Origin of the sequence: Gulbenkiania mobilis (assembly GCA_004346645.1) — a bacterium.
Taxonomy (GTDB): Bacteria; Pseudomonadota; Gammaproteobacteria; order Burkholderiales; family Chromobacteriaceae; genus Gulbenkiania; species Gulbenkiania mobilis.
On sequence record SMDA01000003.1, the window covers coordinates 389555 to 405306 of the forward strand.

14 protein-coding genes are annotated in these 15752 nt (G+C 63.8%); 5 read left to right on the forward strand and 9 right to left on the reverse strand.

All coding sequences use genetic code 11. The annotated features are described in order from the left end of the window. Positions 1–47 precede the first annotated feature (47 nt). From EV669_RS06790 to EV669_RS06805, 4 genes are all read right to left on the reverse strand, one after another. Entirely contained in the window at positions 48–824 is a 777-nt protein-coding gene (locus tag EV669_RS06790; RefSeq protein ID WP_132098219.1) for a ferredoxin--NADP reductase, read from the reverse strand. A gap of 28 nt (positions 825–852) precedes the next feature. Beyond that, entirely contained in the window at positions 853–1971 is a 1119-nt protein-coding gene (locus EV669_RS06795) for an NAD(P)H-dependent flavin oxidoreductase (RefSeq protein ID WP_132098220.1), read from the reverse strand. 121 nt (positions 1972–2092) lie between these two features. Beyond that, positions 2093–2443 carry a KGG domain-containing protein gene (locus EV669_RS06800; protein ID WP_054286740.1) on the reverse strand — a complete coding sequence of 117 codons (351 nt, stop codon included), beginning with the start codon at positions 2441–2443 and terminating at the stop codon, positions 2093–2095. A 298-nt stretch (positions 2444–2741) separates the two neighbouring features. Continuing rightward, positions 2742–3887 carry a trans-sulfuration enzyme family protein gene (locus EV669_RS06805; RefSeq protein WP_132098221.1) on the reverse strand — a complete coding sequence of 382 codons (1146 nt, stop codon included), beginning with the start codon at positions 3885–3887 and terminating at the stop codon, positions 2742–2744. A gap of 190 nt (positions 3888–4077) precedes the next feature. Here EV669_RS06805 and EV669_RS06810 point away from each other — a divergent pair, with 190 nt between their 5' ends. Further along, positions 4078–5835, forward strand: a complete 1758-nt coding sequence (locus tag EV669_RS06810; protein WP_132098222.1) for an AMP-dependent synthetase/ligase — start codon at positions 4078–4080, stop codon at positions 5833–5835. A gap of 65 nt (positions 5836–5900) precedes the next feature. Here the strand turns inward: EV669_RS06810 and EV669_RS06815 are convergent, their stop codons facing one another. The 5 genes from EV669_RS06815 to EV669_RS06835 all read right to left on the reverse strand — a co-directional run bounded on the left by EV669_RS06815 (position 5901) and on the right by EV669_RS06835 (position 11350). Then, positions 5901–6563, reverse strand: coding sequence for an amino acid ABC transporter permease (locus EV669_RS06815; RefSeq protein ID WP_054286743.1), 663 nt, complete (start codon positions 6561–6563; stop codon positions 5901–5903). Positions 6564–6686: 123 nt separating this feature from the next. Further along, the gene (locus EV669_RS06820) at positions 6687–7469 is read right to left on the reverse strand and encodes a cystine ABC transporter substrate-binding protein (RefSeq protein WP_054286744.1); all 783 of its coding nucleotides are present in this window, start codon (positions 7467–7469) and stop codon (positions 6687–6689) included. A gap of 281 nt (positions 7470–7750) precedes the next feature. After that, positions 7751–8896, reverse strand: a complete 1146-nt coding sequence (locus EV669_RS06825; RefSeq protein WP_054286764.1) for a branched-chain amino acid ABC transporter substrate-binding protein — start codon at positions 8894–8896, stop codon at positions 7751–7753. Between the two features lie 44 nt (positions 8897–8940). Then, on the reverse strand, positions 8941–10191 hold the full coding sequence (locus EV669_RS06830; protein ID WP_132098223.1) for an NAD(P)/FAD-dependent oxidoreductase: 1251 nt from the start codon (positions 10189–10191) through the stop codon (positions 8941–8943). Positions 10192–10348: 157 nt separating this feature from the next. Further along, complete coding sequence (locus EV669_RS06835; protein WP_132098224.1) at positions 10349–11350, reverse strand: 4-hydroxyproline epimerase; 1002 nt, start codon at positions 11348–11350, stop codon at positions 10349–10351. Between the two features lie 303 nt (positions 11351–11653). On the opposite strand from EV669_RS06835, the gene EV669_RS06840 reads away from it, so the two are divergent. The 4 genes from EV669_RS06840 (at position 11654) to EV669_RS14045 (ending at position 15222) form a co-directional block, all read left to right on the forward strand. Next, positions 11654–12556 (forward strand): dihydrodipicolinate synthase family protein, encoded by a 903-nt coding sequence (locus EV669_RS06840; protein ID WP_055433226.1) that lies wholly within the window; start codon positions 11654–11656, stop codon positions 12554–12556. 118 nt (positions 12557–12674) lie between these two features. Beyond that, positions 12675–14102, forward strand: coding sequence for an aldehyde dehydrogenase family protein (locus EV669_RS06845; RefSeq protein WP_132098225.1), 1428 nt, complete (start codon positions 12675–12677; stop codon positions 14100–14102). Between the two features lie 126 nt (positions 14103–14228). Continuing rightward, positions 14229–14948, forward strand: a complete 720-nt coding sequence (locus EV669_RS06850) for a GntR family transcriptional regulator (protein ID WP_083460600.1) — start codon at positions 14229–14231, stop codon at positions 14946–14948. A gap of 97 nt (positions 14949–15045) precedes the next feature. Continuing rightward, positions 15046–15222: a hypothetical protein gene (locus tag EV669_RS14045; protein WP_156340743.1), complete on the forward strand. Its 177-nt coding sequence runs from the start codon at positions 15046–15048 to the stop codon at positions 15220–15222. Positions 15223–15752 lie beyond the last annotated feature (530 nt).

Here is a 15752-nt window from a genome sequence, read left to right on the forward strand (position 1 = left end):
CCTTTTTCATGGCCGGCTTCGGCCAACCCTGAAGGCGGGCACCCGTCTTACCAGCCATTCTCCACCGCCAGCTGCGCCGGGGCGGACAGCCGTGACAGGCGATACCCCATCTCCTTGAGCTGGCGATGGGTGTCCTCTACCATCTGCGGGTTGCCGCAGAGCATAAGGCGCGAATGCGCCGGCGAGAGTGCCAGCCCGGCAGCCTCCTCCAGAGCATGGCTGGCCAGAAGCTGGGGGATGCGCGCCGACAGCCGCCCAGCAGCGGGTTCGCGCGTTACCACCGGCAAATAGCGGAACTTGTGGCCCTGCTCCGCCCAGAGCGGATGCTGCGGCAGAGCCGCAATCTCCTCCCGATAGGCCAGCTCGGCCGTATGGCGCACGCTGTGCACCAGCACGATGTGCTCGAAGCGGCTCCAGACATCCGGATCCTGCAGGATGGAAAGATATGGGGCCAGCCCGGTCCCGGTGGCCAGCAGCCACAGGTCGCGCCCGTCCGGGAAACGGTTGAGCGTGAAGAAGCCGGTGGCCGTCTTGTCCAGCCACAGCGTATCGCCCTCCGTCTTGCGGCACAGGCGGGAGGTAAAAGCGCCATTCGGCACCACGATGGAGAAGAATTCCAAGTACTCTTCCCACACCGCCGACACCATCGAATAGGCACGCCACACCGCCTCTCCGGTCTCGGTCTGCAGCCCCAGGCGCGCGAACTGGCCGGCTGTGAAACGGAAGCCCGCCGGACGCGTAAGCCGAAAGCTGATCAGCGTTTCTGTCCAGCGGCGCAGATGAGTAATGGTTTCGGTGGTGTACTTGTCCTCGGGGGTGGCCATGCCCTCTCCTTGCATTTATCCGACTAATTTAGTCGGATAATACCCGATTCAGCCTACCCTTGCCGCCCCCGGCGAGCGCCTGGCCGGCCGTCGCCAGTTCTTCGGCCAACGTAGCCACCAGTTCGGCTACCGGCAGGGCACGCCCGAGGGCCACGCCTTGCCCGGCCCACAGGGACATGCAGGCCGTGTTGCCTTGACGGGTAGCCTCGGCCCGCAGCGCGCCGGTCAGCGCATTCATCACCGGATAGGCCGGTAGGTCGGCCTGCACCGGGGCCATGCGTCGCATGTAATCGTTCTCCAGCCCACGTGCCCAGCGGCCGGAGAAGGCCCGTGTCAGGCGGGTGCTGCTGGCATCGGCCGTGGCCAGCGCGGCCTTCCAGGCAGGCGCGATGCCACACTCCGGGCAACGCAGGAATGCGGTACCGAGCTGGCAGGCGGACGCATTCAGCGCCAGGGCCGCTGCCATGCCCGCTCCGTCCATGATGCCGCCGGAGGCAATCACTGGCACCGGCAGACGCTGCACAAGCAAGCGGGCCAGAGCCAAGGTACCCAGATTTGCATCTTCCCCGAGAAACCCGCCACGGTGCCCCCCTGCCTCTACGCCCTGCGCACAGACCGCATCGGCGCCCGCGGCTACCCATGCCTCCCCCTCTTCCAAGGACGTGGCCGTACCCACCACGCAGCAATCTGCCTCGTGCAAAAGGTGCACCTGTGCTGGGGTCAGCACCCCGAAGGTGAAGCTCGCCACCGGCGGCGCCAGACGCAGCACGGTCTCAAACTGGGCAGCGAAATCCTCACACCAGCGGGACGGCACGGCGGGCGGGGGCAAGCCCAACGCCACATGCAACGGTGCCAAGTGACGTAGGGCCACCTCTACCGCCTGATCGTCTACCTCGGAGACGGACGGCAGGATGAACAGGTTGACGGCAAACGGCGCAGGGGTACGGCTACGGATGGCGGCCACGTCCGCCTCCAGCCGATCCGGGGACAGCAGTGCACCGGCCAGGCTGCCCAAGCCTCCTGCTTCGCTCACGGCAGCCACCAGCGCCGGGGGCGTGGCCCCCCCGGCCATCGGGGCTTGTACCAGTGGCAGGCGCAGGCTGTCGAGGATGCGGCTCCAGCGGTTTGAATGCGTACAGGAAGACATGACGCCTCCGGCAGTCCGAAAACCTGATCATCGCACAGGGCGCTCTCAGGCCGGTGGACGACAGGCATGAAAACGGGGAGCTCCAAGGCTCCCCGTATTTCAAAGAACGACCTGACCAGACTTAGTGCTGGTTCTTGTGGCTCTGACGGCCGGCTTCAGCATGCTGCTCGCGGCTGCCGCCACGCATGTTGTCGTCGTCATTGTTGTTGCCGCTGGCGCTCTGGCCGCCATGGCTGTTTTGGCCACCCTTGCGACCGATTTCGGCCATGTGCTCGCGGTCACGGCTTACAGCTTCACCGCCCTTGCGGCCGGCTTCGCGTGCTTCTTCCGAGGTGAACTCGTGAGCAGTGCCTTTCTCGTGGGCAGCGCGGCCGCCCTGGCTGGCAATCTCGCGTTGCTTGTCTTCATCCATCGAAGCAAAACCACGGTTGCTCTTCTGGTCGTTGTTGCGGTTGTTGTCAGTACGGTTCATCGCTGTTTCCTTTCGGTATCGGTTGCGGCAGGAACCCTGCCGGTTGCCCTGGCTGCCGGGGAGGAAAGGTCAGGGATTTCCTGACTGTCGAGCCTCACGGCAGCACACCCTGTACTCAGCAACCCCCGTGCCCATTACCCTCGAAACATGAAAACAGTTGACAGGCTTAACTTTAAAGACATCAAGCAAACCCAGCAGCAATACCCAGCAATCTTAAACCCTACGCTAACAGGTTCGGCATGCAGCGCCTTACCAGCATTTTTTACGCTACAGGCAAACGCAGCGCCCGCTAGGCCGTCTACGGCTGCAGCGCCTGCGCCAGGTCGGCAAGAATGTCGTCGATGTCTTCTACCCCGATGGAAAGCCGCAGCAAGCCCTCGCGGATACCGAGCCGGAGCTTTTCCTCCGCAGGCAGTGAGCCGTGCGACATGGTGGCCGAATGGTTGACGAGCGATTCCACCCCCCCCAGCGATTCGGCCAAGGCAAAGAGCTGCAACCGCTCGGCCACCCGGCTGGCAGCGGCGCGGCTGTCGTCCGCCAGATAGATTGAGACGATGCCGCCGAAGCGACGCATCTGGCGGGCGGCCAGTGCATGGCCCGGGTGCTGGGGTAGCCCCGGGAAGAATACCTGGGCCACGGCCGGGTGGCCGCAGAGGAAGGCCGCCACGCGCTCGGCGTTGTCGCAATGCCGCTCCATGCGCAGGTGAAGCGTCTTGATGCCGCGCAGCACCAAGGCGCAGTCCTGCGGGCCGGGTACGGCGCCGCTGGCGTTCTGGATGAAGCGGATCTCGCGATACAGGGCTTCGTTGCTGACGGCCACCAGCCCCAGCAGCACATCCGAATGTCCGCCCAGATATTTGGTGGCCGAATGCACGACAATGTCGGCCCCCAAGTCGATCGGGTTCTGCAGATATGGCGTGGCGAAGGTGTTATCCACTGCCACCGGGATGCCTCGGGCCCGGGCTGCAGCAGACAGTGCCGCAATGTCCACGATGCCCAGAAGCGGGTTGGTGGGCGACTCCAGCCAGAGCAGCCGGGTCTGCGCCCCAAGGAGGCCCGGCAGCGCGCCGGGGTCCGAGAGATCGGCAAACCGCACTGTGATGCCTGCCGGCGCCAGCACCCGCGTCAGCAGCCGGTAGGCGCCGCCATACAGATCCGCCACCGCGATCACCTCGTCTCCGGGCTTGAGGGTGGCACGCATCACAGCGTCGATCGCCGCCATGCCGCTCGAGAACGCCAGCCCGTACCGAGCGTTCTCGATTCCGGCCAGGCACGCCTCCAATGCCGCCCGGGTCGGTGTACCAGTGCGGGCATACGAATAGGGCAAAGCCTCCCCCACATGATCGTGGGCGAACACCGAAGTCTGATAAAGCGGTGGCATCACCGAACGGTTGTGATCATGGGGATCGTAACCACCATGGATGGCGCGGGTTGCAAACTTCATTGCGATACTCTCCTGACGCCCGCGCCGCGCGCGGACATGTCGGTTTCATCGGGGCTGCCGGCTGCGTCCGCCTGGTGGCATGGGCACAGCTAGCACGCTTGATTTCAGGCAACAAACGGAAAAAAACCCACTTTACAGCGCCGGGCATTGCCGATATGGTGCGGGCCTTCGCATTCAAACGACCGTACGAATGAAGCCCGTTCGCGCTTTCGATTTCCTGTTCCAGCAGCATCTTTCCGCTCCACGCCCCGACTGCCTTTCGGCCAAGGAAGGCAAGGGCTGGACCTCGTTGTCCACCGCCGAGGTGGTCACGCGGGTGGAAGCGGTCAGCCTGGGATTGATGGCCGCCGGCATCGGCGCCGGCGATCCGGTGGCAATCGCCGGCGACAACTCGATCGAGTGGGCTGTGCTGGACTGGGCCCTGCAGCAGATCGGCGCGGTCAGCGTACCGTTGTATCCGACCTCTACCGTCGAGGATGCACGCTATATCCTCGCGCACGCAGAGGTCAAGCTGGCCTTTGCCGGTAGCCCAGCCCTGCTTGGCAAGCTGCGCGCGGCCCTGGAAGGCAGCGGCTGCCCGGTGTATACCCTGACCGCCTTTGACGACACCGCCCCCAGCCTGCAGGACCTCGTTGCTACGGGCCAGTCCGGTGATCGCGCCGCCTTGGCGACACGGCGCGAGGCAGTGCAGCCGGACGACGTGTTCACACTGATCTACACCTCTGGCACTACCGGCCGCCCCAAGGGGGTGATGCTGACCCATCGGAATGTGGTCAGCAACGTGATGGCTGTAGCCGAGCATACCCGGCTGCCCCCGGGCCGCTGCCGTGCCTTGTCTTTCCTGCCGATGTCGCATGTGTTCGAGCGTATTGGCGTGCTGTATTACCTGCACACCGGCAGCGGCGTGTACTTCGCCAGTGTGGAACAGCTGTCCTCAGCCCTGGCCGAGGTACGCCCCCATACCTTCAGCGCGGTGCCGCGCGTGCTGGAGAAGGTGTACGAAAAGCTGACGGCCAAGACGCGTGACCTGCGTGGCTGGCGACGCCGGGTGTATGAATGGGCGCTGACCCGCGCGGAACGCTACGAACCGGGCCGGATGCTACCCCCGATGGAAGCCCTGCAGCACGCCATTGCCTGGCGTCTGGTATACCGCAAGTGGCACGCCGCCATGGGCGGACGCCTGCGCTGGGTGAATGTCGGCTCTGCTGCCCTGCAGCCGCGCCTGGCCCGGCTGTTCTGGGCAGCCGGCGTGATGGTGAGCGAAGGCTACGGGATGACCGAGGCCTCTCCGGTGATTTCGGCCAACCTGTTCGACCCGGCGCGGGTGCGCATCGGCTCGGTGGGGGTGCCAATGCCGGGCGTGGAGGTGCGGCTAGCGGACGATGGAGAAATTCTGGTGCGCGGCCCCAACGTGATGGCCGGCTATTACAAGGAGCAGGAACTCACCGCCGAAGTGATCCGCAACGGCTGGCTGCATACCGGTGACATCGGCGTGATCGAACACGGCGCGCTGCGTATCACCGACCGCAAGAAGGAAATGTTCAAGACCAGCAACGGCAAGTACATCGCGCCCCAGGCCCTGGAGAACAAGCTGAAGGAATCGGCGTTCATCGACCAGATCATGGTGGTGGGCGACGGCCAGAAGTTCGCCGCCGCGCTGATCGTGCCGCTGTTCGAGCAGGTACGCACTTGGTGCCGCGAGCACGGGATCGCCTACACCACTGACAGCGAAATGACGCGCCATCCACGCATCGTCGAGCTGATCGACCGCGAGATCAAGCGTATCAATCGCCATTTCGGCAGCTGGGAGCACATCAAGAAGTTCAGCCTGCTGGACCGACCGTGGTGTGTGGATGCAGGGGAGCTTGCGCCCACGCTCAAGCTGCGCCGTAAGGTGATCGCCGAACGCTTCGCCAGCCTGATCGAAGGCATGTATCACCACGCCTGACCAGGGTTACGCCGGCTGGTCAATGAGGAACGCCCCGCTTTGCGGGGCGTTCTGCTTTCCGGCGTTTACCGGCGGTAGGACAGGTTGAGCCTTGCCTCCACCCGCCTCTGCACCTGCTCGAAGCTCGCGCTCAGCACCCAGTAGATGGCGGCGGCGGCCAGATAGAGCGGCAGGGGCTGGAAGGTCTGTGCAATCACCTCCTTGGTGGCCAGCATGAGTTCGGTGACGGTGATGACCGAGACCAGAGAGGTGTCCTTGATCAGCGAGATCAGGCTGTTGGACAGGCTGGGCACCGCCAGCCGTAGCGCCTGCGGGGCCACTACGAAACGCATGGTCTGCCACCACCCCAACCCCAGCGATAGGCCGGCATCCCACTGGCCTCGGTCGACCCCGGCGATCCCGCCACGCATGCTTTCTGACAGATAAGCACCGACGTTGAGCGTCAGAGCCAGTACCCCCGCTGTGACCGGGTCGAACTCGATGCCGATGCCGGGCAGCCCATAGTAGATCACGAAAATCTGCACCAGCAGCGGCGTGCCGCGCATGGCACTGACGTAGAAGGCAGCCAGCTGCGCCAGTGCCGGCACGCGTGCAACGCGCACCAGGGCCACCAGAAAGCCGAGTGCCAGTCCCAGTACCATCGAGATCACGGCAAACATCAGGGTATAGAGCGTCCCCTGCAGCAGCACCGGCCAGGCGGTGCGGAAAAGATCGATCCAGGCGTCCATGCAACTCTTTCAAGCAAAACGCCCCTGCAACAGGCAGGGGCGCGACCACACCCGTGCATCCGGCGGCCTCACCGGTGGCCACGGAGGCCGACGGGCGCAGTGTACCGGAAGACGGGCGGAAGGTTATTTCTTGGCGGCCGGCGTGCGCGAGACGTCGATACCGAACCACTTCACCGAAATCTTACGGAAAGTGCCGTCGGCCTTCAGATCGGTGAGCGCTTTGTCCAAGGCGGCCTTGAACTTGGGATTGTTCTTGGCGAAAGGAATACCCATCTCGGTGGTACCGCCCACCGGGCTGCCCGCCTTCAGCGGCAGCTTGGCCTCCTTGATCGCGAACGGAATCAGCAGGCTATCGTTCAGCGCCGCATCAATGCGCCCCGTAGCCAGATCCTGCAGGTATTCTGGCGCGCCCGGGTAGGTCTTGACCTCAATGCCCGACACGGCCTTGGCCATATCGGCATAGTTGCTGCCCTGCCCCACCCCGAGCTTCTTGCCCTTCAGATCATCAAGATTGCGGAAGCTGCGGGTTTCGTTCTTGCGTACGATAAGCTGGGCGCTGGACACAGTGTAAGGCTGGCTGAAGTCGAACACCTCCTTGCGCTTGTCGGTGATGGAGACCTGGTTCATCACCACATCGAACTTGCCGGACTGCAGCCCAGCCAGCAGGCCACTCCATTCGCCGGTGACGAACTCCGGCTTCACATTCAGGCGCTTGGCCAGCGCATTGCCCAGCTCCACCTCGAAACCGGTCAGCTGCTGTGTGCTGTCCTTGAAGTTGAACGGTGGGTAGGTGCCTTCGAGCGCAATCTTGAGGGTTCCGCGCTGCTTGACGGTGTCGAGCAGGTCTGCGGCCACGGCCGAACCGGTCAGGGCGGCCAAGGCCAGCATTAGTACGGTGCGTTTCATATATATAACCTTTTGTTAGGTTTTCAGTAGACTTGATAACGGAAGCAAATTTAACAACTGTGGGAAGTCTTGCCAAGTAAAACAATATTGCGTCGACCATAGAGCGATTCAATCGCTGCACCAGCTTGGGATAAGCTGGCGGGTCGCTGCACTACTCGGCAGACAGGTTTCCGCAACCGGGGACGTCCCGCTTGGCCCAAGTACCCCGTAAAAAGGCCCTCCGGGAGGAGGGCCAAGAGGACGCCGGGCGAGCAGCCCCGGCCTGATGCGCCAGCTTGCGGTTACTGGGCGACCGACTTCACTTTCCAGGTATTGCCTTCCACCGCGGAGATGGTTACCGGGGCATGTTTCAGATTGCCCCGCTCGTCGAAGGCGAAGTCCGCAGTCACGCCCTTGTAGCGGGTGGAAGCAAGCAAGGGCAGGAAGCGACTGGGCTCGACCGAATTGGCCCGTTTCATCGCATCAGCCACCAGCATTACACCGTCGTAGAACTGCGGCCCCAGCAGCACTACTTCCTGCCGGAAGCGTGCCTTGTAGCGTGCCTCGAAGGCCTTGCCAGCGGGCCGTGCCGCAAGCACGCCCCCGGCGGTGGCCGACAGATGGCCCGCTGCATCGCTTGCGGCCAGCTGGATGAAAGTGGGGGTATTGAGCATGTCACCGCCCATCAGGCGCGCATTGAGGCCCAGGCGCTTCATCTGTCGCGCCATGGGCGCCGCCTGCGCATCTGCCCCGCCGTAGAACACCACGTCCGGGTTGAGCGCCTTGAGCGTGGTGAGGATGGCGGTGAAATCGGTGGCCTTGTCATTGGTGTACTCGCGCTTGACCGGCTGCCGGCCCTGCCCCTGCAGGGACTTCAGGAATTCATCCGCAATGCCCTGCCCGTAGGCGGTACGGTCATCGATGACGGCAATACGCTGTGCCTTGAGCTGGGTGATGGCATAGCGTCCCAGCGCACCCCCGATCTGGCTATCGCTGCCGACCAGACGGAAGGCTGTGCGGTAACCCGACTGGGTGTAGGCGGGGTTGGTAGCCACCGACAGTTGCGGAATTCCGGCTTCCCCATAGATGCGAGAGGTGGGAATGGCGACACCGGAGTTGAACGGGCCCACCACCGCCTTTACCCCGGCATCCACCAGCCGCTGCGCTACCTGGGTACCCACCCGGGGATCGGCCTGATCATCCTCGGACACCAGTTCGAAGCGCACCTTCTGGCCGGCAATCGTCGGCGGACGCGCATTGAGGTCATCAACTGCCATCCGTGCGGCATTCTCGTTGTCTTTACCGTAGTGCGCCTGGGCGCCGGAGAGCGGCGATGAAAAGCCGATCTTCACCACCGTGTCCGCCTGTGCCGCACTGATGGCAAAGGGGGCCATCATGCCGCCCAGCGCCAGCACCAGCCCCAAGGGGCCGCTCAGGATTTTCTCCATGGTTTTCTCCTCTTTCTGCATGTGAAGGATGGCCCGCAGGCCGGTCAGAAACGCTCAGGACGACAGGAATGGAGTTCGGGAGCAGGCCCGCGGCCACAGATCAGGTCGGCGAGCAAGGCTCCGGTAGTGGCAGCCAGGGTCAGACCCAGATGGCCGTGGCCAGTGGCCAGATAGAGGCCTGGCACCTGCGGCACGGGCCCGATCACCGGCAGGGTGTCCGGGACGGAAGGACGGTTGCCCATCCAGAGGCTCATGTCGGTGGTATCGAAGGGGCCGACAATGCGGCGCGCCTTCTCCAGCAGGATGTGCGCGCGGCGCCAGTCCGGCGGGGCATCATGGTGTGCCAGCTCCACGGTGCCCGCAAGGCGCAATCCACCATCGGCCATGGGCAGGATGACGAAGCTTTCGCTGGCGCACTGGATGAAATGGTGAAGCGGAACACCGGCGCGCGGCAGCGTGACGTGGTAACCACGCTCGCTCTCCAGCGGCAGGCGCAGACGATGCTGTTTGGAGAAGCGATCGCTCCAGATACCGCAGGCCACCACGACCGCATCGGCCGGCAGATGCCCGCCTTGCAGGGCATTCACACCGACCAGGCGGCCCGCAGCGCTGGCGGTAGAGACTACCTCGTCGCGGATGAACCCGCCGCCCTCACGCAGGAAGGCATCAAACAGCCCCTTGCTGAAGAGATAGGGGTCCTCCACGTGTGACCACGCCGGCACCTCCACTGCCACTTGCCACGCTGGGTCCAGACCCGGGGCGATCTTTTCCAAGCCGGCACGGTCGAGCAGGTGCCATTCGACACCGTGGGCCCGCTTCACTGCCCAGGCACCGGCGGCGGCCCTGAACTCTGCTTCGTCGCGATACAGAGTGAGGTTGCCGTGGCGCCGCCACATGTGGCGAAGGCCTGCCCGTTCGATGAGCGGAGCATAATCACTGTTGACCCGAGACAGCAGGCTATTGAGCGAAGCGGTCAGATGCTTTACCCGCCCGGGACGGCTGGCGGCCACAAACCGGGCCAGCCACGGTACCAAGCGTGGGAGGTAACGCCAGCGGACCGCCAACGGACCGAGCGGGTCCAGCATCCAACCCGGCACTTTGCGCAGCACACCCGGCTCGGCAAGCGGAATGATGTCGCTGACGGCCAAGGCGCCGGCATTGCCATAGCTGGTTTCCATCGCCGGTTCACCGCGGTCGAGCAGGGTGACGCGGCAACCGGCCAGCCGCAGCTGCAGCGCGGTGGCGATGCCCACCACGCCAGCACCGACCACGATCACATGTTTGTCCATCGTCATGACAAGGGGGCCTCGAAAAGCCGTCGCGAGCGGATTAAGCACAAGGCGTAAGGGGTCCGGAGCACAGCGCCCGCGGTTGTACCCGCGTTACAGCAAGGGAACGAGCACCGCGCAACGCAGCACCCGGCTCGTATCGTAGGTTTAGCGATGGCCTCCATCAGCCCACCACGAAGCCGTGCACATACGGGTCGGCATCGTCCAGCAGGATGCGGTTGTAGCCGGTGGTAATGGCCCACCCCTGGATGCCGGGGACGATGGCGGGCAGGCCGGCCACTTCGGTCTCGGCTTCGATGGTGCCGGTAAACTGGCTGCCGATGATGCTCTCGTGCACCAGCACGTCGCCCTTTTTCATCAGGCCGCGGCCATAGCGCTGGGCCAGCCGGGCGGAGGTACCGGTGCCACAAGGCGAGCGGTCCAGTGCCGCCGCACCGTACAGCACCGCATTGGCCGCATGCGAGCCGGGGGATTTCGGTGCGCCGGTCCACTGCACATGGCGCACGCCGCGGATATTGGCATCCAGCGGGTGCACGATTTCATAGTGCGCGTTGATGTAGTCGCGCATTTCATTGCCCATCGCCACCAGCTGTGCCGGGGTGTAGTCGGCCATGTCGCGGTAGTTCTGCTGCGCTTCCACGATGGGGTAGAAGTTGCCGCCGTAGGCGATGTCCACTGTCAGCTTGCCCAGCGCGGCAATCTCCACCTCCACGTCCCTCATGAACAGGAAGGAAGGCACATTGGTCAGCTTGACCGTCCGGACCTTTCGGCCAACCTGGGTGTAGGTCGCCACCACCTTGCCGGCGGGCGTCTCCAGGTTGAGTACGCCCGGGGTGTTGGGCCGTACGAGGTCGTGCTCGATGGCCATCGTGACCACACCGATGGTGCCGTGGCCACACATCGGCAGACAGCCGCTGGTTTCGATGTAGAGCACGGCCACATCACAGTCGTCCCGTGTGGGGGGATACAGGAAGGCCCCGGACATCTGTGCGTGGCCACGTGGCTCGTACATCAACCCAGTGCGCATCCAGTCATAGCGGGCCAGGAAGTCCAGCCGCCGCTCGGCCTGGGTACTGCCCTCCAGTGCGGGCGCCCCGCGCGTCACCAGCCGCACCGGGTTGCCACAGGTGTGGCCATCTATGCATTCAAATTCCGTCACTGCCATCGCTGCGCTCCTTGGCTTGCGTTCATCTCACTGTAGGACGCCACATTTTTGAATACAATAAAAACCTGTAGCCCTGCAGGAAAACCACAGCATGATTCAGCGCAAAAACCCAAAATTTTGCATTTATGTTTATAAATATCAAATATTTAATTCATAGTTGCAAAAATGGTCCGCGCTGAAGAATGCCTCTAGCACAGCTAGCAGACAGGTTTTTTGCATACAATATTTCTTGTGTTTTGAATGCAAAGATGGCTAGCATGAAGGCTGACTCACGCCCTCGCCCCAACCCTTAAGGAGCCCAACATGGCACATCGCTGGACTGGCGTTTTCCCTGCGGTCACCACCAAGTTCAATGCGGACGAATCCCTGGATCTGGCCGCCACCACCCGGCACATCCGCTGGCAGATCGAGTGCGGCGCAGACGGCATCATCGTTTGCGGTTCGCTAGGGGAAGCCTCCACCCTCACTGCCGAGGAGAAGATCACTATCCTGAAGGCCGCCAAGGAGGTGGCCGGCGACAAGCCGGTACTGCTGACGGTGGCGGAGGACAGCACTCGGGCCGCGTGCGCCCTGGCCCAAGCGGCCCATGCGGCCGGCGCCGATGGAATCATGCTGCTGCCGGCCATGCGCTATGTGTCCGACGAGCGCGAAACGCTCAACCACTACCAGCGCGTGGCCGATGCCAGCCCCCTACCGATCATGATCTACAACAACCCGGTGGCCTACGGTGTCAACATCACCCCAGCGATGTACGCACAGATGGCCGACGAGCCGAAGTACGTGGCCATCAAGGAGTCCAGCGGCGACATCCGCACCCTGACCAACATCATCAATGCGGTGGGTGACCGCTTCGCCATTTTCAGTGGCGTGGACGACCTGGCACTGGAAAGCCTGATGATGGGGGCGGACGGCTGGGTGGCGGGCCTGGTCGTGGCCTTTCCGAAGGAGACGGTGGCCATCTACAGGCTGGCCCGTGCCGGCCGCTGGGACGAAGCACGCCGCATCTACCGCTGGTTTGCCCCCCTGCTGCATCTGGATGTCTCCATGAAGCTGGTGCAGAACCTCAAGTTGGCCGAAACGATGGTCGGCATGGGCACCGAACATGTCCGGGCACCGCGCATGCCGCTGACGGGCACCGAACGCGAGCGTGTCCAGGCCGTGATCGAGGCCGGCCTCGCCAGCCGGCCGGTATTGCCGGCGCTGTAACCCACCCATCCCTTCCCTGGTTCGTGGCCGACCCCGGCTGCGTTGATCTGCCCTCCCCCAGCGGGGAGGGCGGTTTTTTCGGCCAACGGCGTACGCCTTGGCCCGGCAGGAGCTTCGCATGCATTCCAACCTCATCGATGGCATATGGCGCAACAGCCAGACCGCGCTCCGCAACGAAAACCCTTCCGATCTGGATGACGTGGTGGGCGAATATGCCAGCGGCAGCCCGGACGATATGCGCGAAGCCGTGGCTGCGGCCCGGGCGGCCTTCCCTGCTTGGTCACGCACAACGCCGCAACAGCGCTCGGACATTCTGGATACTGCAGGGAGCGAGATCCTGGCACGCAGGCAGGTGCTGGGCACCCTCCTGGCCCGAGAGGAAGGCAAGACCCTGCCCGAAGCCATAGGTGAAGTGACGCGTGCCGGACAGATTTTCAAATTCTTTGCCGGGGAGGCCTTGCGTATGCAGGGGGAACTGATGGACTCGGTGCGTCCCGGAGTTGAGGTTCTCGTCAGCCGCGAGGCGGTGGGGGTAGTGGGGCTGATCACCCCCTGGAACTTCCCGATCGCGATCCCCGCATGGAAAACAGCCCCCGCGCTGGCCTTCGGCAACACCGTGGTACTGAAGCCGGCCGAACTGGTTCCCGGGTCGGCCTGGGCGCTAGCCGACATCCTGCAGCGTGCCGGTCTGCCTGCTGGCGTGTTCAACCTGGTGATGGGCAGTGGCCATGTTTTGGGGCCAGCCATGCTGGACGCCGGCATCGATGCGCTGAGCTTTACCGGCTCCCAGCGCACAGGCCAGAGCCTGGCCAAGGCGTGCGCAGTGCGTGGCATCAAGGTGCAACTGGAAATGGGCGGCAAGAATCCGCTGGTGGTGGCGGATGATGCCGACTTGGAGCAGGCGGTGGAGTGCGCGCTCAATGGAGCGTTCTATGCCACCGGGCAGCGCTGCACCGCCAGCAGCCGGCTGATCGTCTGCAACAGCATCCACGATGCCTTCGTGACGAGGTTGGCCGAACGCACCGCCGCCCTGCGGGTGGGACATGCCTTGGCAGTGGAGTCGCAGATAGGCCCGGTCGCCAGCGAGGCACAGCTGGCGAACAACCTGTCGCACGTGGCGGGCGGCCAGGCCGAAGGAGCACGCCTGGTGTACGGCGGCGAGCACCTGAAGCGCACCACGCGCGGGTACTACCAGGCCCCGGCACTGTTTGCCGACTGCACACCGGACATGCGGCTATGTCGCGAAGAGATCTTCGGGCCGGTGGCTGCTGTGCTGCGGGCCGAAAGCTATGAGCACGCACTGGCGCTGGCCAACGATACGCCCTACGGCCTGGCCGCCGGCCTATGTACCCGTTCGCTGGCGCGGGCCACGCACTTTCGCCGGCACGCTGAAGCCGGCATGGTGATGGTGAACCTGCCAACCGCGGGCGTGGACTACCACGTCCCCTTCGGCGGGCGGAAGACATCCAGCCACGGACCGCGCGAGCAGGGCCGTTACGCAATCGAGTTCTACACCACGGTTAAAACTGCGTATCTCGGAAGCTAGCATCGGGCAAGGGCCGTAGACGGTGGACGGTGGACGGTGGACGGTGGACGGTGGACGGTGGACGGACAGCAGGTTAAGCCTCAAGCGCGGCTGTGGTATGGTTAGGCCGCAACCGAAAGAAAGCCGATGATCCCTGCATCCGACACCCCACAAAGCCTGACCACCGTAGCGACCGAAGCCATCCGCCAACGCATCCTGGCTGGGGAATGGGCCGACGGCAGCCAGCTGCGGCAGGAGGCGCTGTCGCGCCAGCTGGGCATGAGTCGGGTACCGATCCGCGAGGCGCTGCGCCAGCTAGAGGCCGAAGGGCTGGTCACCATCATCGAGAACCGCGGTGCGGTTGTTTCCCAGCTGTCGCTACCGGAAATCGTGGAACTGTTAAGGGTGCGCGTGCTTCTGGAGTGCGACGTACTGCTGGAGGCCATTCCCCGTCAGACCGGCGACGACCTGGCCCAGGCCGAAGCCCTGCTCGGTCAGTTCGAGGTGGCGCTGCGCGACAAAGACATCAGTGCCTGGGGCATCCTCAACGCCCAGTTCCATCTTGCTCTTTATCGCGCAGCCGGCCGCCCGCAGACACTGGCCATCATTGAGCAGTTGCACAACCGCACTGACCGCTATACCCGGATGCAGATCCTGCTGACCGGGTTCAACGATCGTGCACACCGTGAACACACCCAGTTGCTTGCCTACTGCCGTCAGAAGGATGCCATCAGCGCCGCCGCCTTCCTCAGGCAGCACATCCTCAATGCCGAGGAAGCCCTCGAAGCCTGGTACCGGACCCAGGCGCTGGCGCAGCAGGGCAAGCGCAGCCGCCGGCGCAAGACCGCCGACCCGGCCGCCTTCTGAGCCAAGCTGTTGTTTTTCAAGGCAAGCCGTACCATTGCCGCGCTGGACAGCCCGTACCAAGACGCGCATACTGGCGCGCCCTCAAAAGGAGGCAGCCATGCCCATCAATTTTTATGACCTGCAGCGTCTCGAAGACGTGAAAATGCGTGACGGTCTGCGCCGCACCGCTTCGCCGGACCGGTTCGGCAAAGCGTCTAATGCCAAGAACACCAGCAAGCGCACGCACCCTTTGCTGGGCAAGCTGCTCGACCAAGTCGACACCCCCAAGAAGTAGGCCCTTTATGTAAAAGCCCCGGCATGCCGGGGCTTTTACATGGCGGGAGGCGTCCCGTGCGGATAACAAAGCCCTGCACCACCCGGCTTTCCTTATCACCAGAGACGCCCCGAGAATACGGCCTCCTGCTCTCCTGCGCGGTTGATCCGCAACAGACCATCCCGACACCCCAGGGGCAGAGACACACGATCCCTTCGCGGGCGCCCGGACGGGCTTCAGCAGGCAAATCCGAGACTTACACCTGACTGCCCCCTCAGACGTTGAACAGCGATTGTGACTGCACGTCATTGAATGAACAGTTCACCATGCTGCTCCATTAAAAAAACATACTCATGTTTGTACTCAAGAAACTCAGCATTGAGTACGTTCAACCCTGATCTGGCGCCGTTGCGCCGGCTCGGATTCAGCTTTCCAGACGCCGGCGACAGGCATCAATGGTGGATTTGATCTGTTGCGCCAGCATCTGCCTGATCGGCGCACTCTCACTCCGCTCACCCAATGAGCTTGCCTGCAGCAACATCCGTTCGATG